Source organism: Streptomyces sp. SCSIO 75703 (assembly GCF_036607905.1).
In the GTDB taxonomy this organism is placed as follows: domain Bacteria; phylum Actinomycetota; class Actinomycetes; order Streptomycetales; family Streptomycetaceae; genus Streptomyces.
The window spans coordinates 5,893,481-5,917,389 of record NZ_CP144555.1 but is presented as its reverse complement, the minus strand read 5'-3'; the positions used below and the strand labels follow the sequence as shown (position 1 = coordinate 5,917,389).

At 74.8% G+C, this 23,909-nt stretch carries 26 protein-coding genes and 1 riboswitch; of the genes, 16 read left to right on the top strand and 10 right to left on the bottom strand.

The window, feature by feature from the left end; all coding sequences use genetic code 11:
* Window positions 1–104 precede the first annotated feature (104 nt).
* The 6 genes from VM636_RS26120 to VM636_RS26095 all read right to left on the bottom strand — a co-directional run bounded on the left by VM636_RS26120 (window position 105) and on the right by VM636_RS26095 (window position 5,066).
* The gene (locus VM636_RS26120; protein ID WP_053914086.1) at window positions 105–779 is read right to left on the bottom strand and encodes an urease accessory UreF family protein; all 675 of its coding nucleotides are present in this window, start codon (window positions 777–779) and stop codon (window positions 105–107) included.
* 8 nt (window positions 780–787) lie between these two features.
* Window positions 788–2,509, bottom strand: coding sequence for an urease subunit alpha (locus VM636_RS26115; protein WP_030418599.1), 1,722 nt, complete (start codon window positions 2,507–2,509; stop codon window positions 788–790).
* Window positions 2,502–2,813: an urease subunit beta gene (locus tag VM636_RS26110; protein ID WP_030418600.1), complete on the bottom strand. Its 312-nt coding sequence runs from the start codon at window positions 2,811–2,813 to the stop codon at window positions 2,502–2,504. Before VM636_RS26110 ends, VM636_RS26115 begins: the two co-directional genes overlap by 8 nt.
* Window positions 2,814–2,827: 14 nt before the next feature.
* Window positions 2,828–3,130: an urease subunit gamma gene (locus VM636_RS26105; RefSeq protein ID WP_030418601.1), complete on the bottom strand. Its 303-nt coding sequence runs from the start codon at window positions 3,128–3,130 to the stop codon at window positions 2,828–2,830.
* A gap of 163 nt (window positions 3,131–3,293) precedes the next feature.
* A complete protein-coding gene (locus VM636_RS26100; RefSeq protein WP_234340446.1) occupies window positions 3,294–4,076 on the bottom strand; it encodes a LuxR C-terminal-related transcriptional regulator in 783 nt (260 codons plus the stop codon).
* A 681-nt stretch (window positions 4,077–4,757) separates the two neighbouring features.
* Window positions 4,758–5,066, bottom strand: coding sequence for a type II toxin-antitoxin system Phd/YefM family antitoxin (locus VM636_RS26095; protein ID WP_030418602.1), 309 nt, complete (start codon window positions 5,064–5,066; stop codon window positions 4,758–4,760).
* A 162-nt stretch (window positions 5,067–5,228) separates the two neighbouring features.
* Between VM636_RS26095 and VM636_RS26090 the strand changes: the two genes are divergently transcribed.
* The 3 genes from VM636_RS26090 (at window position 5,229) to VM636_RS26080 (ending at window position 7,302) form a co-directional block, all read left to right on the top strand.
* Entirely contained in the window at window positions 5,229–5,864 is a 636-nt protein-coding gene (locus tag VM636_RS26090; protein WP_053914087.1) for an ATP-dependent Clp protease proteolytic subunit, read from the top strand.
* A 7-nt stretch (window positions 5,865–5,871) separates the two neighbouring features.
* Window positions 5,872–6,177, top strand: a complete 306-nt coding sequence (locus VM636_RS26085) for a hypothetical protein (RefSeq protein WP_030418604.1) — start codon at window positions 5,872–5,874, stop codon at window positions 6,175–6,177.
* Between the two features lie 434 nt (window positions 6,178–6,611).
* A riboswitch (cyclic di-AMP (ydaO/yuaA leader) is annotated at window positions 6,612–6,825 on the top strand.
* 3 nt (window positions 6,826–6,828) lie between these two features.
* Window positions 6,829–7,302: a C40 family peptidase gene (locus VM636_RS26080; RefSeq protein ID WP_030418605.1), complete on the top strand. Its 474-nt coding sequence runs from the start codon at window positions 6,829–6,831 to the stop codon at window positions 7,300–7,302.
* A 194-nt stretch (window positions 7,303–7,496) separates the two neighbouring features.
* Here the strand turns inward: VM636_RS26080 and VM636_RS26075 are convergent, their stop codons facing one another.
* Window positions 7,497–8,006: an ATP-binding protein gene (locus VM636_RS26075; protein ID WP_051821197.1), complete on the bottom strand. Its 510-nt coding sequence runs from the start codon at window positions 8,004–8,006 to the stop codon at window positions 7,497–7,499.
* A 213-nt stretch (window positions 8,007–8,219) separates the two neighbouring features.
* On the opposite strand from VM636_RS26075, the gene VM636_RS26070 reads away from it, so the two are divergent.
* Together VM636_RS26070 and VM636_RS26065 are read left to right on the top strand one after the other, a co-directional pair.
* Window positions 8,220–9,080: a helix-turn-helix transcriptional regulator gene (locus VM636_RS26070; protein ID WP_030418607.1), complete on the top strand. Its 861-nt coding sequence runs from the start codon at window positions 8,220–8,222 to the stop codon at window positions 9,078–9,080.
* Window positions 9,081–9,089: 9 nt separating this feature from the next.
* On the top strand, window positions 9,090–9,356 hold the full coding sequence (locus VM636_RS26065; RefSeq protein ID WP_030418608.1) for a DUF397 domain-containing protein: 267 nt from the start codon (window positions 9,090–9,092) through the stop codon (window positions 9,354–9,356).
* 37 nt (window positions 9,357–9,393) lie between these two features.
* Here VM636_RS26065 and VM636_RS26060 read toward each other — a convergent pair whose 3' ends face one another.
* Window positions 9,394–10,521: an 8-amino-7-oxononanoate synthase gene (locus tag VM636_RS26060; RefSeq protein WP_053914088.1), complete on the bottom strand. Its 1,128-nt coding sequence runs from the start codon at window positions 10,519–10,521 to the stop codon at window positions 9,394–9,396.
* 175 nt (window positions 10,522–10,696) lie between these two features.
* Here VM636_RS26060 and bioB point away from each other — a divergent pair, with 175 nt between their 5' ends.
* The 9 genes from bioB (at window position 10,697) to purB (ending at window position 21,009) form a co-directional block, all read left to right on the top strand.
* Window positions 10,697–12,037: a biotin synthase BioB gene (gene bioB, locus VM636_RS26055; protein WP_053914089.1), complete on the top strand. Its 1,341-nt coding sequence runs from the start codon at window positions 10,697–10,699 to the stop codon at window positions 12,035–12,037.
* Window positions 12,030–13,310 (top strand): adenosylmethionine--8-amino-7-oxononanoate transaminase, encoded by a 1,281-nt coding sequence (locus VM636_RS26050; protein ID WP_053914090.1) that lies wholly within the window; start codon window positions 12,030–12,032, stop codon window positions 13,308–13,310. Before bioB ends, VM636_RS26050 begins: the two co-directional genes overlap by 8 nt.
* A 1-nt stretch (window position 13,311) precedes the next feature.
* Window positions 13,312–14,028 (top strand): dethiobiotin synthase, encoded by a 717-nt coding sequence (bioD, locus tag VM636_RS26045; RefSeq protein WP_053914091.1) that lies wholly within the window; start codon window positions 13,312–13,314, stop codon window positions 14,026–14,028.
* Window positions 14,029–14,155: 127 nt separating this feature from the next.
* Window positions 14,156–14,839, top strand: a complete 684-nt coding sequence (locus VM636_RS26040) for a class I SAM-dependent methyltransferase (RefSeq protein ID WP_030418613.1) — start codon at window positions 14,156–14,158, stop codon at window positions 14,837–14,839.
* A gap of 598 nt (window positions 14,840–15,437) precedes the next feature.
* The gene (locus VM636_RS26035) at window positions 15,438–15,857 is read left to right on the top strand and encodes a GNAT family N-acetyltransferase (protein WP_030418614.1); all 420 of its coding nucleotides are present in this window, start codon (window positions 15,438–15,440) and stop codon (window positions 15,855–15,857) included.
* Between the two features lie 363 nt (window positions 15,858–16,220).
* Window positions 16,221–17,561 (top strand): hemolysin family protein, encoded by a 1,341-nt coding sequence (locus tag VM636_RS26030; RefSeq protein ID WP_053914092.1) that lies wholly within the window; start codon window positions 16,221–16,223, stop codon window positions 17,559–17,561.
* A complete protein-coding gene (locus VM636_RS26025) occupies window positions 17,558–18,571 on the top strand; it encodes a hemolysin family protein (RefSeq protein WP_053914093.1) in 1,014 nt (337 codons plus the stop codon). Before VM636_RS26030 ends, VM636_RS26025 begins: the two co-directional genes overlap by 4 nt.
* Window positions 18,572–18,698: 127 nt before the next feature.
* Window positions 18,699–19,478, top strand: a complete 780-nt coding sequence (locus tag VM636_RS26020; protein ID WP_030418617.1) for an SGNH/GDSL hydrolase family protein — start codon at window positions 18,699–18,701, stop codon at window positions 19,476–19,478.
* Between the two features lie 88 nt (window positions 19,479–19,566).
* Entirely contained in the window at window positions 19,567–21,009 is a 1,443-nt protein-coding gene (gene purB, locus VM636_RS26015; RefSeq protein ID WP_030418618.1) for an adenylosuccinate lyase, read from the top strand.
* 226 nt (window positions 21,010–21,235) lie between these two features.
* Here the strand turns inward: purB and VM636_RS26010 are convergent, their stop codons facing one another.
* Complete coding sequence (locus tag VM636_RS26010; protein ID WP_030418619.1) at window positions 21,236–21,664, bottom strand: hypothetical protein; 429 nt, start codon at window positions 21,662–21,664, stop codon at window positions 21,236–21,238.
* A gap of 111 nt (window positions 21,665–21,775) precedes the next feature.
* On the opposite strand from VM636_RS26010, the gene VM636_RS26005 reads away from it, so the two are divergent.
* Both VM636_RS26005 and VM636_RS26000 read left to right on the top strand, forming a co-directional pair.
* The gene (locus VM636_RS26005; protein ID WP_158786377.1) at window positions 21,776–21,931 is read left to right on the top strand and encodes a hypothetical protein; all 156 of its coding nucleotides are present in this window, start codon (window positions 21,776–21,778) and stop codon (window positions 21,929–21,931) included.
* The gene (locus VM636_RS26000; RefSeq protein WP_030418620.1) at window positions 21,919–23,073 is read left to right on the top strand and encodes an ROK family transcriptional regulator; all 1,155 of its coding nucleotides are present in this window, start codon (window positions 21,919–21,921) and stop codon (window positions 23,071–23,073) included. The genes VM636_RS26005 and VM636_RS26000 overlap by 13 nt, the downstream gene beginning before the upstream one ends.
* A gap of 58 nt (window positions 23,074–23,131) precedes the next feature.
* Here the strand turns inward: VM636_RS26000 and VM636_RS25995 are convergent, their stop codons facing one another.
* The gene (locus tag VM636_RS25995; RefSeq protein ID WP_030418621.1) at window positions 23,132–23,896 is read right to left on the bottom strand and encodes a GntR family transcriptional regulator; all 765 of its coding nucleotides are present in this window, start codon (window positions 23,894–23,896) and stop codon (window positions 23,132–23,134) included.
* Window positions 23,897–23,909: the final 13 nt, after the last annotated feature.

Sequence of the window (23,909 nt, the reverse complement as noted above, 5' to 3'; positions counted from 1 at the left end):
CGGCACGTCGTGTGCCGGCCCGCGGCGGGCAGGGGCGAGCCCGGGGTGTGGGGGCCCGGGAGTTCCCGGGCCTCGGGGTGGGTGCGGGCCGTCGACGGCCCGGTCTAGGACGCGAACAGCCGTACGGGCCAGGCCGCGTGGGCCTCGGCGCCGATCTCCAGCAGCGGCGCGGAGCGCGCGGGCAGGGCGTCGGTGCCCTCGCTCGCGGCGCGGTGGGCCGCGGCGACGGCTTCGTGGGCGACGCGGTCCACGTCGGGTGCGAGCCGGGCGAGGACGGCGGTGGCCTCGAAGGGGTCGAGGCCGAGCAGCCGGACCACGGCCGTCGCCGGTCCGCTCACCGCCTCGTAGGCGGCGCAGTACGCGGCGTCCTCGGGGCCGAGGCCGGCCGCGTGGGCGGCGACGCCGAGGGCGACGGGCTGGTGGGCGCCCTTGGGGAAGTCCCGTACCAGGGCGTCCAGCCGCTGGTGCGGCCAGGCGGCGCGGGCGGCCCGGACGAGCTGCCGCCCGAGCCTGCGGGCCACCGCGCGCAGGGCGGGCGAGGGCGTGCGGGCGTCGGCGGCCCGGTCCAGCGCGCCGGGGTCGAGGCCGAGCGCGGCCGCGGCGGCCAGCGAGGCCGCGACGGCCCCGCTCGTGTGCAGCCGCCCCCGGCAGAAGTCCTCCAGGCTCGCGGTGTCGGTGATGCGTCCCGCCTTGACGGCGGCCTCCGCCCCGCCGGAGTGGGCGTATCCGCCGGCGGGGAAGCGGCCGTCCGCGAGGACGAGGAGCGCGGCACGGTTCATGCCGGCGCTCAGAACAGGAAGTACCGCTGGGCCAGCGGCAGTTCGGCGGCGGGGGAGGGTTCGACGAGTTCTCCGTCGATGGTCACCGCGAAGGAGTCGGCGGCGACCTCGACCCGGGGCAGGGCGTCGTTCTCCCGCATGTCGGCCTTGGTGCGCCCGCGGGTGGAGCGGATCGGCACGAACTCCTTGCCCAGGCCGAGGCGTTCGGGCAGTCCGTCCGCCAGGGCCGTCTCGGTCACGAAGTTCACCGAGTTGCCGGCGGGTGCGCGCCCGAGGGTGGCGTACATGGGCCTCGGCAGGATCGGCTGCGGGGTGGGGATGGAGGCGTTCGGGTCGCCCACCTGGGCGTAGGCGATCTGCCCGCCCTTGATCACGACCTGTGGCTTCACGCCGAAGAACCGCGGGTCCCACAGGACCAGATCGGCGAGCTTGCCGGTCTCCACCGAGCCGACCTCGTGGTCGATGCCCTGCGCGACGGCGGGGTTGATCGTGTACTTGGCGACGTAGCGGCGGGCGCGGTGGTTGTCGGCCCGCAGGTCGCCGGGGAGGTGACCGCGGCGGCGCTTCATCACGTGCGCGGTCTGCCAGGTGCGCAGGATCACCTCGCCGATGCGGCCCATGGCCTGGGCGTCCGACGACATGATCGAGATGGCCCCGATGTCGTGGAGGATGTCCTCGGCCGCGATGGTGCTGGGCCGGATGCGGGACTCGGCGAAGGCCAGGTCCTCGGGGACGGCGGGGTTCAGGTGGTGGCAGACCATCAGCATGTCGAGGTGTTCCTCGACGGTGTTGACGGTGTGCGGCCGCGTCGGGTTGGTGGACGCGGGCAGCATGTTCGGCAGCGAGACCGCCGTGATCATGTCAGGCGCGTGGCCGCCGCCGGCGCCCTCCACGTGGAAGGCGTGCAGGGTGCGTCCGCCGACCGCGTCGAAGGTGTCGCCGACGAACCCGGCCTCGTTGAGGGTGTCGGCGTGGATGGCGAGCTGGGCGCCGGACTCGTCGCACACGTCCAGGCAGGCGGAGATCACGGCGGGGGTGGCGCCCCAGTCCTCGTGCACCTTGAACCCGAGGACGCCGGCGCGCAGTTGGTCGCGCATCGACTCCTTGGACATGGTGCTGCCCTTGCCCATGAGGCCGATGTTGACGGCGCTCGTCTCCAGGGCCGCGAACATCCGGGCCAGGTGCCAGGCCCCGGGCGTGACGGTGGTCGCCTTGCTGCCCTCGGCGGGGCCGGTGCCTCCGCCGATGAGGGTCGTGATGCCGGAGGCGAGGGCCGCGTCGATGACGGTCGGCGCGATGAAGTGCACGTGCGTGTCGATACCGCCGGCGGTGACGATCTTGCCGTTGCCGGCGATGATCTCCGTCTCGGGACCGATGACGAGGTCGGGGTGGACGCCGTCCATGGTCTCCGGGTTGCCGGCCTTGCCGATGCCGGTGATCCGGCCGTCGCGGATGCCGACGTCCGCCTTGACGACGCCCCAGTGGTCGAGGATCACGACGCCGGTGATCACGGTGTCGGGGGCGCCGTCGGCGCGGGTGGCGCGGGACTGGCCCATGGACTCGCGCAGGACCTTGCCGCCGCCGAAGACGGCCTCGTCACCGGAGCGGCCGGGGCCGCCGCTGCGGTCCTCCTCGATCTCGACGAGGAGGTCGGTGTCGGCGAGGCGGACGCGGTCGCCCGTGGTCGGTCCGAAGAGGTCGGCGTAGGCCGCGCGGGACAGTTCAGGCATCGAGGGCACCTCCGATGGCGCCGCGCAGGCCCGCCACGACGCGGGCGCCGGCCAGCGGCACGAGTGCGACGTCGACCGGGATGCCGGGCTCGAACCGGACGGCGGTGCCGGCGGCGATGTCGAGCCGCTTGCCGCGGGCGAGGGCGCGGTCGAGGTCGAGCGCGGGGTTGACCTCGGCGAAGTGGTAGTGGGAGCCGACCTGGACGGGCCGGTCGGCGGTGTTGAGCACGGTCAGGCGGGTGATCTCGCACCCCTCGTTGACGGCGACCGGCTCGTCGGCGAAGAGGATCTCTCCGGGAATCATCGCTGTCCTCCCCCTCACACGATCGGCTCGTGCACGGTGACCAGCTTGGTCCCGTCGGGGAAGGTGGCCTCCACCTGCACGTCGTGGAGCATCTCCGGTATGCCCTCCATGACCTCGTGGCGGGCGATCACCTGCCGCCCGGACTCCATGAGTTCACCGACGGTGCGGCCGTCCCGGGCGCCTTCGAGGATGTGCGCGGTGATCAGGGCGACCACCTCGGGATGGTTGAGGCGCACGCCTCGGGCACGGCGCTTGGCGGCCACGTCCGCGGCCACGTGGATCAGAAGTCTCTCCTGCTCGTGCGGGGTCAGTTGCACGTACCACCTCACAGAAATTCACGCCGGACCGACCGGCCCGGTGCCGCGGTCATCGCGACGGCTCTAGATGTAACACACAAAAATGATCCCCTATGCCACGCCCGTGTTCAAAAAGCGCGGTTGGATTCACAGGGGTCGATCGGAGTAGAATGCTTTCGCCACGTCATTTTCGTGATGAGCTTCGACGAACCCTGATATCGGTCCCTTTCGGCATGTACTCACGACCTTCACATGCCTCCGCGGTTCTTTCACCGCCCCGCCACGAGCGGTCCACCCCTCTCGCCGGGACCACCCTCGGCACCACGAACGAGCCGGCTCCCGCCCGGCACCCGCGGCACCCGCCGTCCGACGCGCCCGACGCCGCCACGTCAGGCGTGCGAGCGGGCACGCTGGGACGGCACCCGGCCTGCGTGCGGGGCGGCTTGTGGGGACCGCTCGTGGGACCGGCGCCCCGCCGATCGGTCGAGCAGTGGAGAAGGCGCGGCGCCGTGGCCCCCGCCCGGTGCCCGACGTCGTCGCATTCGATGCCGCGGCGGCAGCCTGGTACGAGCGGCCGGGCCGGGAGCTGTTGGCCGCGGCCGAGCGGCGGTGGAGCCCGCACCGGACGGTGACCATCCGCTGTCACGCGGCGCCTTCGTGACGTCCAGGGTCTTTCGGTCGGTGCGAGACCGGTCCGCCATGCCCACGCGGCGATCCCCACACGGTTGCGAACCCCCAGCTCGCGCTGGAGGTGGGCCGCATGGGATTTGACGGTGGCGAGGGAGACGACGAGTTCTTCGCCGATCCCGGTGTTCGTCAGCCCCGCGGCGATCAGCGCCGCCACCTCCTTTTCGCGTCGGGTCAACGGTTCCGAGGGCGGGCACGGGGTTGGTCCGGTGTCCGGCGGAGCCAGTCGGTGCAGCACGCGTGCGGTGATCTGCGGGCTGGGGCCGGGCCGCACGGTCATACGGCGGTCGTCTCCTCGGACGCCGGACTCCTCCGGTCGCGCGGGCCGCGATCCGCCGCCGTGGTCCGGGGCAGGGGGAGGGGCACGCGAACCTGCCAGCCCCACCCCCCGCGTGGCCCGTCGGTGAGGACCCTGCCGACCGGGTGGTCGTGGCCGCGCCGGCTGGAGGGCGGAAGGGTGCCGAAGTTCCCGGAGGAGCTGAAGGAACCGTAGTACTGGTTGTCGTCGGCGCCGACGCGCCGGGCGGCGTACTTGCTGGATCACTCCCGTACCGGACCCGCGGAGCAGGGGGAACGCGTTTCCTGCGTCCACACGTCCCCGCCCGTGGGGTGGTTGAACAGCGGCGCGGGCAGTCCGGCCTCATCGAGCCCGCGTCGCAGGTCCCGCCGGAACGCCGCCTCGCCCGGCTTCACGGGCTCCGGCTGCGCGGCGGGGCCGTAGGTGGTCGCCGTGGGATCCGCCGCCGGTACGGCGGATCGCCGAGCGGCCGACTGCCGGAGCGCGGGAGGCGTCCGCGCCGTCACCGAGGCCGCCGCAGCCGGCATCGGGCAGCACGACCGGCACCGTCCACCGCCAGGCGGTCGGGCTTTGGAGCAGGAGGAGCACGCGCCGCCGCTTCTCCTGGTGAGCGAGGCCGCCCTGCGGCACCGGCCACGGCGGGGGTCCGCGCCGGGGCGGGGATCAGGCCGGGTTCGGTCCCCGGTGCTCCGCCGCGATACCGAAGCGCTGCCGCTCGCGCGGTGCCGAGGCCGGGAGATCGCGCACGGTGGAGACGGAACTCACGATCTCCGGCGCCTCCCCCTCCTCCCGCGGCGTCTCCCGCGCCTGCGCCTGCCGCTCCTCCAGCCGTTCGAGATCGGCCGCGGACACCAGGGCGACCAGGGGCTTGCCGTGCCGCGTCACGACGACGCGCTCGCCGCCGTACACCACGCGGTTGATCAGGTCGGCCAGCTCGGCCCTGGCTCGCGTCACCGGAATCTCGTAGGCCATGGCTCCAGCTTACGGTTCGCCCACCCTCCCTTCCGCTGCGGGCGAACGGCGAACCCCACTCCCCCAGAACGTACGTCCTGTACATTTTTTACGGTCTCTCAGCGTCGCAGCCGGCGTGAACGGGCACCGCCGCCCGGTTCCGCCACGAGGAAGGGTTCCCCCATGTCCCGAGCGTCCGCCCGTACCGTCCTGCCGGAGTTCCGCGACCGCACGAGCCTCGGGGAACGGGTGACGGACCCCTACGCGAAGCTGCTGGACGAACGGGTGATCATGCTCGGGGCGCCGATCGACGAGATCTCGGCGCAGGACGTGATCACCCAGCTCCTCCTGCTGGAGCACCGGGCCCCCGACCGGGACATCGCGCTGTATCTCAACTCCCCCGGCGGTTCCTTCACCGCCATGGCCGCGATCTACGACACGCTCCGCTTCGTGACCTGCGACATCGAGGCGATCTGTCTGGGCCAGGCCGGGCCGGCCGCCGCCCCGCTGCTCGCGGCCGGCACCCCCGGCAAACGGGCCGTCCTGCCGGGGGCACGGGTGCTGCTCCGCCAGCCCGCGGCCGAGGAGCCGATCGAGGGCACGGCGAGCGACCTGGCCGTGCGCGCCGAGGAGTTGGGCAGGCTCCGCGCCCTCGTGGAGGAGATCCTCGTCCGGCACACCGGACGCGCCGCGGACCGGGTGAGCGCGGACCTCGACCACGTCACCGTCCTCGACGCCCGGCAGGCCGTGGCCTACGGGCTGGCGGACCGGATCGTCCCCGCCCGCACCACGGTGCGCCGCGCTCCCGGGGGAAGGTGAGCCGCGGATGCCGTCCCCGGAACCGCCGCCGCTGCCCGCGCTGACGCGCGCCGAGGCCGAGGTGATCGACCGCTACCTGGACGTCGTCGACCTGCTGGGCCGCGTCAACCCGACGCGGGACGGCGACACGTACCGCGGGCTGCGCGCCGCCCAGGCACTGGTCGGCAAGGCGGCCGGCCTGCGGGACGCACTGGCGTTGATGCACCGGCGCGGTGAGACGGAATTCCACACCGCCACCCTGGTCCGGGCGCTGCGGGTACTCGACGGCGACCGGCGCACGGCCCGCGTCACCCTCCCGCCCGACGACGTCTGACCCACCCCCGCGCCCCGGTCACGGGCAGCGCGGGCCACCCGGGACGGTGGCCGCGAGGAACGGCGAGGAACGGCGAGGGCCGCGCGGGGGAGGTGGTCGGGGGCGCGGCCGGCCGGCACCGGGCGGGGCTCGGGCCTACTCCGGCCCGGTGGTGGAACGGACCGAACGGTCTCCCCCCTTTCGGTGGAGAATCACCTCCCTCCTTCGTCCCCCCGCGGTTGCGCGACGGCCCGCCCCATGGAGCCGGAATGCCGCGTTCCGCTCCTGGTCCGGGCCTCCCGGAGGGGCCCGGCGGCACCCGGGGCACCGGCCCGTCCACCCGAACAGGCCAGTGGTGAGTAACAACACAGCCACACCTGTGCGAGGAGTTTTCGGTCCTCCGATGGGACAAGATCCGTCTCGGACGACAAGCCCCCGCCACCACGGCGGGGCGGTCCGGGTGGACGCCGAGTCCTGCCGCCGCCCGGACGACCGGTCGACAGAAGTGGATCGGCAGGAGTGGAGGACCCGAGCACGACGGGTCGCCGGCACGGTCGCGCCACGGCCGGGCCGAGCAGCCCTTGGGGTGAAGCCGCACACGTGCGGCCGGGCAACTTCGCCAGCCCGAATCCGACAGGTCATCCTTCACAGGCGGCTGACGAAGGGTTGCGCATGTCTGCGCTCAATCGTGTCCCGTCGCTCATGGCCCGTGCCGGTACGGCCTCGGCCCTCACCCTCGCCGCCGTCGGCGGCTCCGTCGTGATCCCCGGCGCCGCCTCCGAGGCCGCCGCGGCACCCCACGCCGCCAAGGCGGTACAGATCGCCGCCTCCAAGAAGGGCTCCCCCTACCAGTGGGGCGCCACGGGTCCTGGCAGGTTCGACTGCTCCGGGCTGACGCTGTACTCCTTCAACAAGGCCGGCAAGAAGCTGCCGCGTACCGCCGCCCAGCAGTACAACAAGACCCGGCACATCTCCTCCGGCAGTCGCAAGGCCGGTGACCTGGTCTTCTTCCACTCCGGCCGGAGCGTCTACCACGTCGGCATCTACGCCGGCGGCGGCAAGATCTGGCACGCCCCGAAGACCGGGGACGTGGTGCGCCTGCAGAAGATCTGGACCAAGAGCGTCTGGTACGGCCGGGTCAAGTGATCCGGCACGCGGTGGGGGCGGCCCCCTGACCGGCCGTCACCACCGTGGCCGGACCGGAACGCACGCGCGCCACGGGCGGCCCCGGGCCCGGGGCGCGGCGACGGCGCCTCCGTACCTCGGCACGCGGACCGGTCGCCGCGCGCCGCCACCGGTGTCCCGTCGCCGGCCGGCCGGTGCCGCGGCCGTACCGGGCCTCAGCCCCGCGGCTCAGCGGTCCGCGCCGTCTCCCGTCCGGCACCCTGACCGACGGGCAGGGTGTCCGCGGCCGGCCCCGCCGGACCGAGCGGGACCGGCCAGGGCAGTTCGACGAAGACGGTCTTGCCGCCCTCGCGCGTGCGCCGGATCCTGAGCCGTCCGCCGCACTCCGCGGTGAGCGAACGGATGATCACCAGGCCCCGGCCGTTGTCCTGCTGGACGGCGGCCGGCAGCCGTTTGGGCAGCCGTGGGTGGCTGTCGGTGACGCCGACCCGCAGCCACCCCTCGTGGTCGAGCCCGAGGTCCACGGTGAAGGTCGGCGACTGCCCGAGCGTGTGCTGGACCGCGTTGGTCGCCAGCTCGGAGACGACGAGCCGGACGGTCTCGGCCAGCTCCGCCCCGGCGGGCAGGCCCCACTCGGCGAGCGTGCCCATCACGTGGGTGCGCGCGGCGGCCACCGAGACCGCATCGCTCGGCAGAGTGACGGATGCTTCCAGATGGTCTGCCATGGCGACGCCGTCCTTTTCCCACGGGACCGCGGTCCGACACGGAGCGGACGGTTGGAGTACGGTCCCGGACTGGTGCTTCGCCGCCAGAGTGCCATCAACGCACCCCCGAGGGCGCCGATCCACCAAGTTATGCATATATCTGTCGCTCGAAGCGGTGAACTCTGCGACGGCAGAGCGTATTTGGGCGGCCCCTGAGAAGTAAGGGAGTGGCCCATGCAGCACGGCCCCGTGGTGCGACGCCGTAAACTGGGCGCGGAACTGCGCGCCCTGCGGACATCGGCGGGGATCACCAGCGGTGAGGCGGCCGGCCTGGTGGGCTGGCACCAGTCGAAGGTCAGCCGCATCGAGACCGGCACCAGCGGGGCCAAGCCCGCCGACGTCAGGCTGCTGCTGGACGCGTACGGCGTGGACGACCCGCGGTTGCGGGACCTGCTGGCCACGCTGGCCGGCTCCGAGGACCCCGGGGGCCGGCACCACTGGTGGCACGCCTACCGGGGCGTGCTGCCGCCGGCCTACCGGGACTTCATCAGCCTGGAGTCGCAGGCCGGCGCGATGCGCACCCTGGAGACCACGGTCGTGCCGGGGCTGCTGCAGACGCCGGAGTACGCCCGCGCCGTGACGCGCGCGGCGGTGGACGGGGAGCCGGAGGACCGGCTCGACACGCTGGTGGAGGTCCGCCTCACCCGGCAGGACGTACTGCGCGCGGAGCAGCCGCTCACGCTGCACGCGGTCCTGGACGAGGCGGTGCTACGCCGGGAGGTGGGCGGCCCGGGGGTGATGGCCCGCCAGTTGACGAGGCTCGTGGAGGCGGCACGTCTGCCGCACGTCAGGCTCCAGGTGCTGCCGTTTTCCGCCGGGGCGCACATCGGCGTCACCGGCCCTTTCGTCATCTTTTCCTTTTCGAACACTTCCGATCTCGACGTGGTCGTTCTTGACCACTTGACGAGTAGCGTCTATCTGGACCGGAAAGAAGACTTAGAGGCGTACTCAGGGGCTTTCGACGCCCTGGTCACCCATGCCCTTTCGCCCGAGGACTCGTTGGACTACATCGCCGCGACAGCGGCAGGCGCGTAAGGAGGCACCATGTCCGCACTTCCTCGGAACACCCCCACCGGCACCGCGAGCACCCCGTGCACCGCACTGCACGACGTCGCGTGGCTGCGCAGCAGTTACAGCACCGGAGCGAACAACTGCGTGGAGACGGCCCGGCCGTCGACCGGCCCCTGGGCCGGACGGCTCGCCGTGCGCGACTCCAAGGCCCCGGCCGGACCCGCCCTGCTCTTCTCCCCGGAGAGCTGGACGTCGTTCACCGCCGGCGCCGCCCGCACCCTGCCGGGGACCGGTTCCTAGGGACCCCGCCGGGCGGGACACGGCCGTGCACGCCGACTCATGGCCGCGTTTCGCCGATCACCCGCACCGCACGCTCGACCTGCCCCCCGGAGAGGTCCGCACGGGCGGTGAGCCTGAGCCGTGAGACCCCGTCGGGCACGGAAGGAGGGCGGAAGCACCCCACGGCCAGGCCCGCCGCACGGCAGTCCGCCGCCCAGCGCACCGCGCGCTCCGGGGAGGGCGCGCGCACGGAGACGACCGCGGCGTCCGGACGCACCGCTTCCAGACCCGCGGCCGTCAGCCCGGCGTACAGGGCGCCCGCGACGGCGCGGGCCCGCGACGCGCGCTCCGGTTCGCCCCGCAGCAGCCGCAACGCGGCCAGCGCCGCCCCCACCGCGGCCGGGGCCAGACCGGTGTCGAAGATGAACGTCCGCGCCGTGTCGACCAGATGGTCGACGACCCGCGCCGGGCCGAGCACCGCGCCGCCCTGGCTGCCGAGCGACTTGGACAGCGTCAGCGTCGCCACCACGTCCTCGGCCCCCGCGAGTCGCGCCGCGTGCGGAGCGCCCCGGCCGCCCTCGCCGAGGACGCCGAAGCCGTGGGCGTCGTCGACGATCAGACCGGCGCCGTGCTCCCGGCACACCCCGGCGAGCGCGGCCAGCGGGGCCGCGTCCCCGTCCACCGAGAAGACCGTGTCCGAGACCACGACCGCCGGGCCCTCGTGGCGGCGCAGCGCCTCGCCGACGGCCTCCGGGTCGGCGTGGGCGACGACCCGGGTCGTGCCGCGGGCCAGCCGGCAGCCGTCGATCAGCGAGGCGTGGTTGCCCGCGTCGGAGACGATCAGGGAGCCGTGCGGGGCCAGCGCGGTCACCGCGGCGAGGTTGGCCGCGTACCCGGAGGAGAAGACAAGCGCGGCCTCGAACCCGCAGAACGCGGCGAGTTCGCGTTCCAGTTCGGTGTGCAGCTCGGTGGTGCCGGTGACCAGGCGGGAGCCGGTGGCACCGCCGCCCCAGACCCGTGCGGCGCGGGCCGCGCCCTCCACCACCTCGGGGTGGTGCGACAGGCCGAGGTAGTCGTTGCCCGCCAGGTCCAGCAGCGGGGAGCCGGGTGCCCGGGGGCGCAGCGTGCGCACCAGTCCGGCCCGGTGCCGCGCCCGGCGCCGCTCGTCGATCCAGCCGAACGCCATGGGTGGTCCTCCGGGCTCGCGTCACCGCGGTCAGCAGGCGGTTTTTGTAGGCAGTGAACAGAGACTAGCGGTCCGGACGGGGGTACGAGGTGTGGCGATACCCACACGGTGATCGGTCAGGGTTGTGTGAAGTCTCCTTGGCCCGAGGCCGTCCCGTACGACAGGATCGGCTCTCATGGACCTGCTGAACACGCTGGTGGACAAGGGGCTTCGGCGCGAGACGCCGACCCGCGGGGAAGCGCTGGCCGTCCTCGCCACGTCCGACGACGAACTGCTCGACGTGGTGGCCGCGGCCGGCAAGGTGCGCCGTCACTGGTTCGGCCGCCGGGTGAAACTCAACTACCTCGTCAACCTCAAGTCGGGCCTGTGCCCCGAGGACTGCTCGTACTGCTCGCAGCGGCTGGGTTCCGAGGCCGGCATCCTCAAGTACACCTGGCTCAAGCCCGGTCAGGCGGCCGAGGCCGCCACCGCGGGCGTCTCCGGCGGCGCCAAACGGGTCTGTCTGGTGGCCAGCGGGCGCGGTCCGACCGACCGGGACGTGGACCGGGTCTCCGAGACGATCAGGGCCATCAAGGACCACCACGAGGACGTGGAGGTGTGCGCCTGTCTCGGGCTGCTCTCCGACGGGCAGGCCGAACGGCTGCGGGAGGCCGGCGCCGACGCCTACAACCACAACCTCAACACCTCCGAGGCGGCCTACGCGGGCATCACCACCACCCACACGTACGCCGACCGGGTGGACACGGTGCGCAGGGCGCACGCGGCGGGGCTCTCCGCCTGCTCGGGTCTGATCGCGGGCATGGGCGAGAGCGACGAGGACCTGGTCGACGTGGTCTTCTCGCTGCGCGGGCTGGACCCCGACTCGGTGCCGGTCAACTTCCTCATCCCGTTCGAGGGCACGCCGCTCGCCAAGGAGTGGAACCTCACCCCGCAGCGGTGCCTGCGCATCCTGGCGATGACCCGGTTCGTCTGCCCCGACGTGGAGGTGCGCATCGCGGGCGGGCGCGAGGTGCACCTGCGCAGCCTCCAGCCGCTCGCCCTGCACCTGGCCAACTCCCTCTTCCTCGGCGACTACCTGACCAGTGAGGGACAGGCCGGCAAGGCCGACCTGGAGATGATCGCGGACGCCGGTTTCGAGGTGGAGGGCGCGGGCGAGACGACGCTGCCGGCCCACCGCGCGGACGGCTGCGGCGGACCTGCCGATGCGGACGGACCGTGCGGTTCCGGCGAGGCGGGGGCGCGGTCCGGCCACGGCTCCGGTACGGCCGGGGCGGGCTCCGGCTCCCCGGCCGGCGCGGCGGACACGGGGGGCGGCGCGGCCTCCGGCGCGGGCGGCACGGGGACCGGTGCCGCATCCGGCGCGGGGTGCGGACCCTGCGGTTCCGGTGCGGCGGGGGCGGAGTCCCGTCCCGCCGAGGCCGCTCCCGGCCCCGCGCGGGCGGCGGGCGAGGCCCGGACCGACCTGGTCGCGGTGCGCCGGCGGGGCGCCGGAACGGACCTCGCGCCCAATGCCTGACCTCACCGTGGCCGGGCTGCTCGACCTCGACCGGCGGCACGTCTGGCACCCGTACGGCCCCATGCCGGGCCGGCAGGACCCGCTCGTCGTGGAGTCGGCGAGCGGGGTGCGGCTGCGGCCCGCCGACGGTTCGCCGGAACTCGTCGACGGGATGGCGTCCTGGTGGTCGGCGATCCACGGCTACAACCACCCGGTGCTCAACGAGGCCGCCCGCGAGCAGTTGGAGCGGATGAGCCACGTGATGTTCGGCGGGCTCACCCACGAACCCGCCGTACGGCTGGCGAAGCTCCTGGTGGACGTGTCGCCCGAGGGACTGGAGCACGTCTTCCTCGCCGACTCCGGGTCGGTCTCCGTCGAGGTCGCCGTCAAGATGTGCCTCCAGTACTGGCGTTCGCTGGGCCGGCCGGCCAAGCGCCGGCTGCTGACCTGGCGCGGCGGCTACCACGGCGACACCTGGCACCCCATGTCGGTGTGCGACCCCGAGGGCGGCATGCACGAGCTGTGGGGCGGCGTGCTGCCCCGCCAGGTCTTCGCGGACGCGCCGCCAGAGGAGTACGAGGAGGCGTACGCGGACCACCTGCGGTCGGCGGTCGAGCGGCACGCCGGCGAACTGGCCGCGGTGATCGTCGAGCCGGTGGTGCAGGGCGCGGGCGGGATGCGGTTCCACTCCCCCGCGTACCTGCGGGTGCTGCGCGAGGCGTGCGACGCGCACGGCGTGCTGCTGGTGTTCGACGAGATCGCCACCGGTTTCGGGCGCACCGGCGCCCTGTTCGCGGCCGGGCACGCACGGGTGACGCCGGATGTGATGTGCGTCGGCAAGGCGCTGACCGGCGGCTACCTCACGATGGCGGCGACGCTGTGCACCGCCGAGGTGGCCGAGGGCATCGCGCGCGGCGAGGTGCCGGTGCTGGCCCACGGGCCGACGTTCATGGGCAATCCGCTGGCGGCGGCCGTCGCCCGCGCCTCGGTCGAGTTGCTGCTGGGCCAGGACTGGCGGGCCGAGGTCGCCCGCATCGAGACGGGGCTGCGCGAGGGGCTGGCCCCCGCGGCGGAGCTGCCGGGCGTGCGCGACGTCCGGGTGCTCGGCGCGATCGGGGTCGTCCAGCTCGACCACGAGGTGGACATGCGGGCGGCGACCGCGGCGGCCGTGCGCGAGGGCGTGTGGCTGCGCCCGTTCCGCGACCTGGTGTACACGATGCCGCCGTACGTCACGGGCGACGAGGACGTGGCGCGGATCGCGCGGGCGGTCCGCGCGGCGGCGCGGGAGGGCTGACATGGCGTTCCTGGTGGTGACGGGCACGGGCACGGAGGTCGGCAAGACGGTCGTCACGGCCGCGCTGGCCGCGGCGGCGGTGGCGGCCGGCCGGTCGGTGGCGGTGCTGAAGGCGGCGCAGACCGGCGTGGGGCCCGGCGAGGCCGGTGACGCGGCGGAGGCGGCGCGGCTGGCGGGGCCGGTCACGGCGGCCGAGGTCGCCCGGTATCCGGAACCGTTGGCACCCGGGACGGCCGCGCGGCGGGCAGGGCGGGCGCCGGTGCGTCCGTACGACGTGGCCGAGGCCGCGGCCAAGCTGGCCACCGAGCACGATCTGGTGCTGGTGGAGGGGGCGGGCGGGCTGCTCGTGCGGTTCGACGCGGACGGCGGGACCCTGGCGGACGCCGCCGGGCTGCTGACGGCGCCGGTCCTGGTCGTGGTGCGGGCCGGTCTCGGCACGCTCAACGACACGGAGCTGACGGCGCGTGAACTGCGCCGCCGGGGGCTGGAGCAGGCCGGTCTGGTGATCGGGAGCTGGCCCGCCGGCCCGGACCTCGCCGCGCGCTGCAACCTCACCGACCTGCCCGAGGTGGCCGGAGCCCCGCTGCTCGGCGCGCTCCCCGAGGGCGCGGGCCTCCGGACACCGGCGGCGTTCCGCCGGGCGGCGCCGGGGTGGCTGGCGCCCCGGCTCCACGGCACGTGGGACGCGGGGGTTTTCCGGGCGCGGGAAGGACGCTGACCGACCGGGGGGCGCTTCGGGGCACGGACGGCGCGCGGTGCGCGCCGAACACCTCTCTTCAGCGGCGTGCGGGCGCGCTCGCCGGGGGACACTCCGGGGAAAGGACCCGTTCGGAGAGGGAGGTCCGATGGCGTGGCGTACCGGACGGTCCCGCGCGCCCGGGGACGCCGTCCACCACCCCGTGTTCGCCCGGCGCTACGCGCGCGTCAGTGTGCGGGCCGAGACGCGGTGGGGCCTCGGCCGGGTGCGGGAGCGGATGCTCGCCGGGCTGTCGGGGCGGGTGCTCGAGGTCGGCGCGGGCAACGGCCTGAACTTCGCGCACTACCCCCGCACCGTCTCGGAGGTCGTGGCCATCGAGCCCGAACGGCTGCTGCGGCGGCTGGCCGTCGGGGCCGCCCTGCGCGCCGGGGTGCCGGTCGACGTGGTGCCGGGCGCGGCGGAGGCGCTGCCGGTGAAGAGCGAGGCGTTCGACGCCGTGGTGGTGTCGCTGGTGCTGTGCAGCGTCCGCGACGTGGAGCGGGCGCTCGCGGAGGCGCGGCGGGTGCTGCGGCCCGGGGGCGAGGTGCGGTTCTTCGAGCACGGGCGGGGCGGCGGGCCCGCGATGCGGTTCACCCAGCGCGCCCTGGACCTGACCCTGTGGCCCGTGCTGGCCGGCGGCTGCCATGTCGCCCGCGATCCGGTCGCCTCGCTGCGGGCGGCCGGGTTCACGCTGGGCCCCTACCGGCGGATGCTCCTCCCGGAGCGGGGACCGGCGCTGCCCACGTCGCACTGCGTGCTGGGCACCGCGTGGCGGGAGGCGGACGGGACGTAGGCGCACGGGCGGGCTGCGCGGCCCCCGGCCCGGCGGGTACCACGTGCCGGGCCCGCGTACGGGGGGTCCGCGTACGGGGGGCCGCGTACGGGGGTCCGCATGCGTGGGGGCCCGCGTGCCGCAGACCCGCCGGTGCCCGGCACCGCACGGCACGAGCGTGGTGGGACCACCGCCTGGAGCGCAGGGTTCCGCACCGTGCGGCCGTCCGTCCACCACGCGGGCCGGTTCCGTCATCGGGGCGCCGTCGGCTGCGCGGTGGCAGGTGGTGGCCGTACGGGTGTCCGGCCCGGCCTGGTCCGGCAGCGGGCGGGGCGGTCGCCGGGGCCGTCGCCACCGCCACGGTCCTCGCGGGGACCCCGCCGCCGGCCCCCAGCGGCACTCCGTCGCCGGTGATCTCGGCGACGGGTGTGTCCGGTCGCAGGACGCCGTGGGGCGGGCCGGCGGGGGGGCCGGGCGAGTACGGCGCCGATGCCCTCCGCCGGCAGGCACGGGGTCCGGGCACCCTGCTCGGTCGCCGACGGCGGTGAGCGGCCGGTCGTCCGCCCGGGGCGCGGAAATCGCTCGCCAGACGGAGCGGCGTTCTGCTTGGCTCCCCTCCATGAGCGATCTCCACATCCGCTGCGCCGTCCTCTCGGACGTCGACACCGTGCTCCGGTTCTGGCGCGAGGCCGCGGAGGGAACGAGCATCAGCGACGACCACGACGGCGTGGCCGGCCTCATCACGCGCGACCCCGAGGCCCTGCTCCTCGCGGAGCGCGACGGCGTCCTCACCGGAACCGTCATCGCCGGTTTCGACGGATGGCGGTGCTCCGCCTACCGGCTCGCCGTCCACCCCGACCACCGCCGCCAGGGGATCGCCACCGCGCTGCTGCGCGCCGCCGGGCGACGCTTCGCGGCCCTCGGCGGGCGGCGCGTCGACGCGATGGTCCTGGAGGCCAACGAGCAGGCCCACCGGACGTGGGCCGCGGCCGGGTACCACCGGGAGGATCACTGGCGACGCTGGGTCAGACCCCTGTAGGCGCCGGCCGGTGCCCGGCCGGGCCGGGTGGGGAGCCGGGGTGCCACGGCCCGCGCGCCACCCGCACGGATGACGGGCGTACCGCCCCGGACCGGCGCCGCCACGGGACCTGGCCCGCTCTCCGCGCCGCCGCCGAGGAGCGTCTCGTACGTCCCGGCGGGCGGCGGGGGGAGGGCCCGGTGGTGCCGGCGGCGGTGACCCGATGGCGCGGCGGCGCGGCATGCGCGGCGGGCCGCCGGGTACGCGCCGGAAGGGCAGCGGCGCCGCGGGGCGAGGCCGCTCACCGGCCGACGGGCCGGGCGGCCGGGGCACGACGCCGCGCGAACCTCCGCGTCCTGGCCGATCATGGGACGGAGGTGACCGATGACCGAAGTGCTCCTGCTGCTGGTGGCGATCCTGCTCTCGCTGGCCTGTGGTGCCTTCGTGGCGGCGGAGTTCTCGCTGACCACGGTCGGGCGCGGGGAGCTGGAACGGGCCGCCGAGCGCGGTGAGCGGGGGGCGGCCGGTGCCCTGAAGGCGGTACGGCAGCTCACGTTCCAGTTGTCCGGGGCGCAGCTCGGCATCACGGTCACCAACCTGGTCGTCGGCATGCTCGCCGAGCCCTCGGTCGCGGCGCTGCTGCGGGGCCCGCTGAGGGCGCTGGGCGCGACCGGCTCGACGGCGACCTCGCTGGCACTGGTGCTGGGCACGGCGTTGTCGACGGTCTTCCTGATGATCGTCGGCGAGCTGGTGCCGAAGAACTGGGCGATCTCCTCGCCGCTGGCGGTGGCGAAACGGGTGGGGCCTCCGCAGCGCCTGTTCAGCGCCGCGTTCCGGCCGTTCATCACCCACCTGAACAACACGGCCAACCGCGTGGTGCGCCGGCTCGGGGTGGAGCCGGCCGAGGAACTGGCGTCGGCGCGGGGGCCGCAGGAGCTGGCGGCCCTCGCCCGGCACTCCGCGAAGGAGGGCTCGCTGGAGGCGGACACGGCCGAGCTGTTCGTGCGGACCCTGAACCTGGCCGATCTGACGGCGGAGAACGTGATGACGCCGCGCGTCCAGGTGGTGGCCCTGGAGGAGGGGGCGACCTGCGAGGACGTGGCGGACGCGTCGCGGGCCACGGGACTGTCCCGGTTCCCCGTCCACCGGGGCGGGCTGGACACGGTGGTGGGCACCGCGCACGTCAAGGACGTCCTCGCGGTGCCCGCCGACCGCCGGTCCCGGACGCCGGTCGCGGAACTGATGCGCGAGCCACTCCTCGTGCCGGGGACGCTGACCGTGGACCGGCTCCTGGAACGGCTCTCCGGGCGCCGGACGATGGCCGTCGTCGTCGACGAGTACGGCGGCACGGCGGGCGTGGCGACGCTGGAGGACATCGTCGAGGAGGTCGTCGGCGAGGTCCGCGACGAGCACGATCCGCACGAGACGCCCGAACTGGACCCGGCCGGCACCGACGAGCAGGGCCGTGCCCTGTACTGGGCGGACGGCGCGGCCCGGGTGGACCGGCTCGCGCGCCTCGGGCTGCGGGTGCCCGACGGCCCCTACGAGACGGTCGCGGGGCTGGTCGCGGCCGTGCTGGGGCGCATCCCGGAGGTCGGGGACAGCCTGGAGGTCGCCGGGTGGCGCCTGGACGTCGTGGACGCCCCGGGGCACCGGGCGGCCCGTGTGCTGCTGCACGCCCCGCCGGCGCCGGAGGAGGGCGACGAGGAGGGCAGCGGACGATGACCGCCGTGCAACTGCTGGTCGGCCTGCTGACGCTGGTCGTCAACGGCTTCTTCGTGGGCGCCGAGTTCGCGCTGATCTCGGTACGCCGCAGCCAGGTGGAGCCGTACGCCGAGGAGGGCGACCGGCGGGCGCGGAGCGTGCTGTGGGGACTGGAGCACGTGTCGGCGCTGCTGGCGGCGGCCCAGCTCGGGATCACCCTGTGCACGCTGGTCCTCGGCATCGTGGCCGAGCCGGCCATCGCGCACCTGCTGGAACCGGTGTTCCACGCGCTGGGCGTACCCTCCGGCGCCGGACACGCGGTCTCCTTCGTGATCGCGCTGACCCTGGCGACGTACCTGCACATGCTGCTGGGCGAGATGGTGCCGAAGAACATCGCGCTGGCCGAGCCGGTGCGCAGCGCGCTGCTGCTCGGTCCGCCGCTGGTGGCGCTCTCCCGGGCGCTGCGCCCGGTGATCTTCACGGTGAACGCCTTCGCCAACGCCCTGCTGGCCCTGTTGCGGGTGGAGACGAGGAACGAGGTGGCGGCGACCTTCACGGACACGGAACTGGCCGAGATCGTCAAGGACGCCGGCGAGGCGGGGCTGATCGACGACCGCGCGCGCGAACGGCTGCACGACGCCCTGGAGCTGGGCCGGCGGCCGGTGCGGGACGTGGTGCTGCCGCTCGCACAGGTGGTGCACGCGCGCGTGGGCATCACTCCGGAGGGGCTGGAGCGGCTGTCGGCCGAGTCGGGGTTCTCCCGTTTCCCCGTGGTGGACGAGGGACGGCGGATCGTGGGCTACCTGCACGTCAAGGACGCGCTGGACGCCTTCCCTCGGGACGCGCCGTTCCCGCTGCGGGACATGCGGCCGATCGCCCGGGTCCGGGAGAGCACTCCGCTGGACGACGTCCTGACGGCGATGCGGCGCAGCCGGACCCATCTCGCCGCGGTCCTGGGCCCGGACGGCCGGCTTGCGGGGCTGGTGACGATGCAGGACGTGCTGCGGGAACTGTTCGGGCAGGGGGTCTGAACGGCGGGTCCGGTCGGCGGGCGGTTGCCCACCGCGGACCGTTCCCGGCACGCGCCCCTGGGGTTTCCCGGGCCGGGACGGGGTGACCGACCGACAGGTATGGAGCCGCGTTACCATCGGTGGCGCCATGCAGACGAACCCCACCCACAGCAGCCTCGTCGCCGTCGGCGACTCCTTCACGGAGGGCATGTCCGACCTCCTGCCCGACGGTTCCTACCGGGGCTGGGCCGACCTCCTCGCGGCGCGGATGGCCGCCCGCGCCCCCGGGTTCCGGTACGCCAACCTGGCCGTGCGCGGGAAGCTCATCGGCCAGATCGTCGACGAACAGGTGGACGTCGCCGCCGCCATGGGAGCCGACGTGATCACGCTCGTCGGCGGCCTCAACGACACCCTGCGCCCCAACTGTGACATGGGCCTGGTGCGTGCCCGGCTGACCGAGGCGGTGGAGCGGCTGGCGCCGAACTGCCGGCAACTGGTGCTGATGCGCAGCCCCGGCCGCCAGGGTCCGGTACTGGAGAGGTTCCGGCCGCGCATGGAGGCGCTGTTCGCGTGCGTCGACGACCTGGCCGCCCGGCACGGCGCCGTCGTCGTCGACCTGTACGGGGCGCCCGCGCTGTCCGACCCGCGGCTGTGGGACGTGGACCGGCTGCACCTGACCGCGGACGGGCACCGGCGGGTCGCGGAGGCCGTCTGGCAGGGGCTCGGCTACCCGCCCGAGGACCCCCGGTGGCACACCCCGCCCCCGGCGACCCCGCCCCCGGGCTGGGTGGCGCGGCGGGTCACCGACGTCCGGTTCGCCCGGCAGCACCTGCTGCCCTGGATCGGCCGCCGCCTCACCGGCCGCTCCTCCGGCGACGGCCTGCCCCCGAAGCGCCCGGAACTGCTCCCCTACGAGGGTCCCGCCTGACCGCCCCGCGGACACCGCGCGCCTTGTGGCTTCCCACGAACGGGCCCGGGCCGCCGGCCTGCGCGAATCGTCAGTAGACTCCGTGCACGTGACTCCTGCGCCCGCCAAGCCCCGCATCCCGAACGTCCTCGCCGGACGCTACGCCTCCACCGAGCTCGCCACGCTCTGGTCGCCCGAGCAGAAGGTGAGGCTGGAGCGGCAGCTCTGGCTCGCCGTGCTGCGGGCCCAGAAGGACCTGGGCGTCGAGGTGCCCGACGCCGCGCTCGCCGACTACGAGCGCGTCCTCGACCGGGTCGACCTCGCCTCGATCGCCGACCGGGAGCGGGTCACCCGGCACGACGTGAAGGCCCGTATCGAGGAGTTCAACGACCTCGCCGGGCACGAGCACGTGCACAAGGGCATGACCTCCCGCGACCTCACCGAGAACGTCGAGCAGTTGCAGGTCCGGCTCTCGCTGGAGCTGGTCCGCGACCGCACGGTGGCCGTGCTGGCCCGGCTGGGGAAGCTCGCCGGTGAGTACGGCGAGCTGGTCATGGCCGGCCGCTCGCACAACGTGGCCGCGCAGGCCACGACGCTCGGCAAGCGCTTCGCCACCGCCGCCGACGAGCTGCTGGTCGCCTACGGCCGGGTGGAGGAGCTGCTCGGCCGCTACCCGCTGCGCGGCGTCAAGGGCCCGGTCGGCACGGCGCAGGACATGCTGGACCTGCTCGGCGGCGACTCCGGCAAGCTGGCGGAGCTGGAGCAGCGCATCGCCGGCCACCTCGGCTTCTCCCGCGCCTTCACCTCCGTCGGCCAGGTCTACCCGCGCTCGCTGGACTACGAGGTCGTCACCGCGCTGGTGCAGCTCGCGGCGGCGCCCTCCTCGCTGGCGAAGACGATCCGCCTGATGGCCGGGCACGAACTGGTCACGGAGGGCTTCAAGCCGGGCCAGGTCGGCTCCTCGGCGATGCCGCACAAGATGAACACCCGCTCCTGCGAACGCGTCAACGGGCTGATGGTGATCCTGCGCGGCTACGCGTCGATGACCGGCGAGCTGGCGGGCGACCAGTGGAACGAGGGCGACGTGTCCTGTTCGGTGGTGCGCCGGGTGGCGCTGCCGGACGCGTTCTTCGCGCTGGACGGGCTGCTGGAGACCTTCCTGACCGTCCTCGACGAGTTCGGCGCCTTCCCGGCCGTCGTGGCCCGGGAGCTGGACCGCTACCTGCCGTTCCTCGCCACCACCAAGGTGCTGATGGGCGCGGTGCGCGCGGGCGTGGGCCGCGAGGTCGCCCACGAGGCGATCAAGGAGCACGCGGTGGCCTCCGCGCTCGCCATGCGGGAGCGGGGCGCCGAGCGCAACGAACTCCTCGACAAGCTCGCCGCCGACGAGCGCATCCCGCTGGACCGGGCGGGGCTCGACGCGCTGATGGCCGACAAGCTGTCCTTCACGGGTGCGGCGTCCGGCCAGGTGGCGGAGGTCGTCGCCCGCATCGAGGAGATCGTCAAGCAGCGTCCGGAGGCCGCGGGGTACACGCCCGGCGCCATCCTCTGACGCCCGTTCTCCCGCCGGACCGGTCGCCGGCCGCCCCCGCTCGGCCCGCGTGGTCCGAGCGCAGGGCGGCCGGCGCGTTCCGGGGCCGGTGTGGTGGGGGCCGGTGTGGTGGGGGCCGGTGCGGGGTCCGCACGGGCCCCGGCCGGGGTGCCCTCCCCGGTCCGTGGCGCCCGAGGCAGTGCCGCGTCCCCGGCCGCGCCGGCGCCCCCGGCCGCGGGCCGGCTCTTCAGGGCGGGGCCGTCGGGGTGGCGAGGGCCAGGAGGCGTATCTCGTCGCCGTCGTCGCGGTCGGCGACGGCCAGCGCGATCCAGCGCCCGGTGTCCGCCGCCTCCCAGAGGTAGGCCATCCGGGCGCGGCGGGCGAGACCCGCCCACGGCTCGGGTATCTCCTCGTCCGCGGTGCGCAGCAGGACCGTGTCCAGGTTCCACGGGTCCGAGGGGCCCCAGCGGACGGCGAGCCGTTCGTGGAGGGCGTCGCGGTACGCCGCGTACTGCTCCCGCGTCACCGCGCGCCCGGACGGGCCGCCGCCGCGCAGCCCCCGGGTGCTCTCCAGTACGACCACGTGGTACCCGGAGCCCGGCGGGCCGCCGTGCTCCGCCGGCAGAGGCCGGAAGCACAGCTCGTCGAGGGCGGCGAGACGCTGCGCGATGTCCATGCCGTCCAGTAAACCGGCCGCCACCGACAATTGGCGTCGCGTCAGCCCGGCCGGCGCCCCGCGGAGCGGTAGGCACGGCCCATATGGGCCCGTTTCAGGCCACGTTGGGCAATGCGCCGCCCCCGGGCCGTGATCGTCGCCCACCGGCCCGGTCCTGGAGGGGCGGCGGGGCCGGGGAGCGGACCGGCGCTCGCCGGGGTGCCGCCGGACGAGTACGATCCGGCCAACACGCGCTCCAACTGGGAGGACGGACAGTGGGCGGGCTGACCGGTGGCGACCCCTCGCTGCTGCGGAGGATCAACTCCGCGGTGGTGCTGCACGCGCTGCGTGCCACGGACTGCGCGACACTGACCGAGATCACCCGGGTGACGGGGCTGTCCCGGCCCACCGTCGAGGGCGTGGTCGAAGGGCTCATCGCGGCCGGCCTCGTCGTCGAGAAGGCGGCCGACGAGGGCGCGGCCCGCCGGCAGGGACGTCCCGCGCGCAGGTTCCGGTTCCGGGCCGAGGCGGGGCACCTGCTGGGCCTGGAGATCGGCCCGCACCGGGTCGCCGCGCTCCTGTCCGGCCTCGACGGGCGGGTGATCGGCGCCCAGGCCAAGGAGGTCGACGAGACCGCCTCCGCCGACGAACGGCTGGAGCGGCTGCGCGCCGCCATCGCCGAACTGCTGCGCCGGGCCGGTGTGGCGCGCGGTTCGCTGCGCGCCGTGGGGGCGGCGACGCCCGGCATCGTCGAGGCGGACGGCACCGTGCGGCTGAGCACCGCCCTGCCCGAGTGGACGGGGCTGCGCCTCGGCGAACGGCTGGGGCGTTCCTTCAAGTGCCCGGTGCTGGTGGAGAACGACGCGAACGCGGCGGCGGTGGCCGAGCACTGGAAGGGCTCGGCCACCGAGTGCGACGACATGGTGTTCGTCCTGGCGGGGCTCAGCCCCGGGGCCGGCGCGCTGATCGGCGGGCGGCTGCACCGGGGCTTCGGCGGGGCGGCCGGCGAGATCGGCGCGCTGCACCTGCTGGGCCGGGGCGTGACGCCCGAGACGCTGCTGTCCACGACCGACCAGCCGCTGGACCCGCTGGACGAGCAGGCCGTGGCGGTGGTGTTCCGGCAGGCCCGGGAGGGCGACCTGCGGGCCCGTGCCGCCGTCGACCGCTTCATCCAGCGGCTGGTGCACGACGTGGCGGCGCTGGTGCTGGCCCTCGATCCGGAACTGGTCGTCATCGGCGGCTGGGCGGCCGGGCTGGACGGTGTGCTGGAGCCGCTGCGCCGCGAGCTGGCCCGCTACTGTCTGCGTCCGCCGAAGGTGACTCTGTCGCTGCTCGGCGAGGCCGCGGTGGCCACCGGGGCGCTGCGACTGGCCCTCGATCACGTGGAGGGGCAACTGTTCGCGGTGGAGGGCGTCACCGCACGCCGCTGACCACCGCCTGGGACTCCGGACGGGGGCGCCGCGGGGGCACCGGGAGGGTGCCGAGGGGTCAGGACGCCCGCGGGTGGGCCGCCTGGTGGTGGATCTCCACGTCGCCGAGGTCGCCGAAGGTCAGCCGGCAGGTGTCCGCGCGGTAGGTGGCGACGGAGAGCGCGGTGGTCCGGCCGTCGGCCCGGTACCGGGTGGTGACCACGAGAACGGGGGCTCCGGGCAGGCGGTCCAGCGCCTTGGCGTGCTCGGCGCGGGCCGAGCCCAGCTCGACGTCGCTCTCCTGCCGCTCCAGTTCCAGGCGCTGGAGTTCGCGCAGCACGGCACGCGCGCGGGCGGGACCGGACGGGGCGTCGACGTCCGAGAGGCCGGGCACCGAGGAGGGCAGGATGTAGAGCGACTCGGCGGCGACCGGCTGTCCGTCGGTCACACGGGAGCGGCGCACGGTGTACACGACGTCGCCGGGGCGGATGCCGAGCGCGTCGGCCACGCTCGCCGGCGGGGTCTCCCGCACGCAGTCGGCCGGGTCCCAGGCGTCGTCGGGCGTCCCGGGCCAGGTGTGCCGGCTGGTGCCGACGGCGACGCCCATCCGGGGCGGGGCGACCGTGGTGCCCACCCCGCGCCGCCGCTGGAGCCGCCCTTCCAGTTCGAGCTGTTCCAGGGCCTGGCGGAGCGTGGCGCGGGCGACGCCGAACCGCGCGGCGAGGTCCCGCTCGTTGGGCAGGATCTCGCCCACCGCGAACTCCGAGTCCAGCGCTTCGGTCAGCACCGTCCTGAGGTGCCAGTACTTAGGTTCCGGCAGCGAGTCGACCTGCGTGGTCCCCACCCTGTCCTCCGCA